The 2,664-nt window shown below is 30.6% G+C and carries 4 protein-coding genes; 1 reads left to right on the top strand and 3 read right to left on the bottom strand.

Annotated features, from left to right (window positions below):
• A partial coding sequence (locus tag ACP5FO_RS08675) for a hypothetical protein (RefSeq protein WP_428157407.1) occupies window positions 1-918 on the top strand: 918 nt, incomplete at its 5' end.
• Window positions 919-1,097: 179 nt separating this feature from the next.
• On the opposite strand, the gene ACP5FO_RS08670 is transcribed toward ACP5FO_RS08675, so the two are convergent.
• From ACP5FO_RS08670 to ACP5FO_RS08660, 3 genes are read right to left on the bottom strand one after another with little or no spacing between them, the layout of a single operon-like run.
• Entirely contained in the window at window positions 1,098-1,478 is a 381-nt protein-coding gene (locus ACP5FO_RS08670) for an acyl-CoA thioesterase (protein WP_428110666.1), read from the bottom strand.
• The gene (locus ACP5FO_RS08665; RefSeq protein WP_428110667.1) at window positions 1,475-2,035 is read right to left on the bottom strand and encodes a chalcone isomerase family protein; all 561 of its coding nucleotides are present in this window, start codon (window positions 2,033-2,035) and stop codon (window positions 1,475-1,477) included. Before ACP5FO_RS08665 ends, ACP5FO_RS08670 begins: the two co-directional genes overlap by 4 nt.
• A 19-nt stretch (window positions 2,036-2,054) precedes the next feature.
• Window positions 2,055-2,453, bottom strand: a complete 399-nt coding sequence (locus ACP5FO_RS08660; protein ID WP_428110668.1) for a MerR family transcriptional regulator — start codon at window positions 2,451-2,453, stop codon at window positions 2,055-2,057.
• Window positions 2,454-2,664 lie beyond the last annotated feature (211 nt).

Raw genomic sequence — 2,664 nt, 5'->3', positions numbered from 1 at the left:
GGTGATTTTAAAGGTGGTGGTGCTAATATTGGTACAGATGGCAATGGCAATTTTCGCTTAAGGAGGGCTTTTTTTGTTAAAGAGTTCTGCCAGGAAGGTTGCAATTATACACCATGGTTGCTTGTAGGACAAGAAAACAACCCTGGTATTTTTGATGTATATTCTCTAAATGGTTTAAACAATACAGCTGGTACGGATTTAACTAAAAAAATCCCACAGGTTGCATTTGGTGTAAAATTGGATTTAGGAGCTGCAAAATTAAACCCATATATAACATTTGAAGACATTCAAGGATATGTAACAAGTAAAGGAACAAAAGCACAAAGAGCATCCATGCCAGGTATTGGTATAAAAGTACCAGTAGAGTTTGAAACTGGTCTTGGATCTCCTGCAAAATTTTATGCACAATTTCAATGGCAGCAAACAAAACAGACATACAACAACAGCGACAATGACGAAAACTCTTACATTATAGGAACTGGATTGGAGTTGCCAATATATGCATTTAGCTTAAAAGGTGACGTTTATTATGCTAAAGCTTTTACAGGTTTTGGTGCCCCAACGGATAAAATATCACCTCCTTCTTTTTATTTAAATGGTAATTCACTTGAGAAGGTTAGCTCTACAGGATGGGCACTGCAAGCTAAGGTTGACTTTAATAAATTAGCTCAAGTACCAATTAGTATTGCTGGTGGTTACTCTCAAATTATATACGGAAATCTTACTACGCTTTCAAGTTCAGACTATGCTAGAAAAGCCGCTACAGTATATGCTAATTTGGCTTACAATTTAACAAAATCTGCAACGCTTGGTCTTGAATATGATAGAAACAAAACATACTATGTAGGATTAAACAATGACCCCAATAATGGCAGAGTAAGCAATCAGGTATTTTTTGTAGGTACTTATAAATTTTAAACCCATCTTAAATTCTATTATATAAAGATGGGTTAGTTTAAGCCTTTTTTTTATACTAACCCCCCGAAAAAGCTTAGTTACTTTTTATTAAGTAACTAAGCTTTTTGTTTTTTTATTTTGGTAAGTTTTACAATTTTTTTAAAGTGAGCCTTGTAAAATGCAAGGCTCTGTGTGTAGAATCAATAGATTTTTGAGAGATAATTTAGTATATCTGAAGTAAGAGGTGTAGCCTTTTTTGTGTTTTTATCAATAGCTACAAGCGTAGTTAAACCTTTGGCAAATATTTTATTATCATTTTTAACTATGTATGATATATCAAAACTTGATTTACCAATTTTTTCAATTTTTAATTCTACAAATACGATATCGTTAAATAAAATTGGTTCTAAATATTCACATGATTGTTTTGCTACTACAAACCAAATGGTATCAGACACTTTTTGAAAATTCTGTCCAAGCGCTACAATGCGTGCATATTCAAAATATGTAAAATACACAGCGCTGTTTACATGTGTATACATATCAAAATCGCTGAATCTCTTTTGAATTTCTACTATCATTTTCCAAGCATTCCTTCTTTCATGGATTTATCTGGTGGTTTTGGGCCAAAATAAACCATAATTATTGCTTTTTGAAGCTCTGGAGAATGAATTTGACCAATTAAAGAGCCATTTTCGTATACCTGTGTATTGCCATTTTCGAGTAAAGCTATTTCTATTGAGTCACCTTTTTTAAAGCCATGTGTAAAAAGATTGAGAAAACTTTTTTCTTCACTTGTGCCTATAATTGATGGGTAATTATCTCTAAAACCTTCTTTAAATGCTCCTATAACCTTATCTTTGCTAACATTTGGATATACAAAATACATAACAATGACTTTATTTTGTTTAGATGAAAGAAGTTGTTCAGTGGAATGAACTCTCTCTTGTGTATATAAAGCTCCTACATAAATTTTTATACCGAGAAAACTATAATGTCTAATCCCATAACCATTCAACTGCAATTGCGTTGAATCGAGCAATAATGTATTTTTTACATTAACACCATCTACATTTGCAGCTAAAGCCGCTTTTGATAAAAAAAGAAAACACAGCATTGCAAAAAAAACTTTTTTCATAAATGACCCCCATCTTTTTTTATTTGTTTTCTTCAATTAGGGACAAAATGCGTTTTCTGTATTCTACTATATCGTTTCTTAAAGAGGCTAATTTTGAAATCCTACTATCAATCTTATCAATATGATCATCTAATATTTCAATCAATTTTGGCATAATAGTAATTGATTGTTTATGCTGATTATAAATATCTGCAAGTTCTAACATTTCTTTTAAAGTTAAACCCAATTCTTTAAGTTTTAAGATGAATTTAATGCGTCTTATGTCTTCATTGGAATATAATCTTATACCATTTTCTATACGAAGCGGAGGATCTAACAAACCAAACTCTTCGTAATATCTAATTGTTCTTGGCGTTATACCCAATTTCTTTGAAACCTCTCCAATTTGAAAGTATTCTTCGTTATTGATGTTATTCATAACATACTCACACTTACGTTAAAAATCATAATTTATATTTATCATATTAAATTTAGTTTGTCAATAGAAAAATAAATAAATTTTTACTTGACATTTACGTAAATTATTATAAAATATTCAAAGTTAATATTTTAATTAAGTATGCTTATTTTAAAAGGAGGTTATTATGAATATCCTGGTGTGTATCAAACAGGTTCCTGATATGGAATCT

It is taken from the genome of Desulfurella sp., from assembly GCF_049977265.1.
Lineage (GTDB): Bacteria > Campylobacterota_A > Desulfurellia > Desulfurellales > Desulfurellaceae > Desulfurella.
The sequence above is the reverse complement of the archived record's forward strand: the minus strand, read 5'-3'. Positions and strand labels throughout refer to the sequence as shown.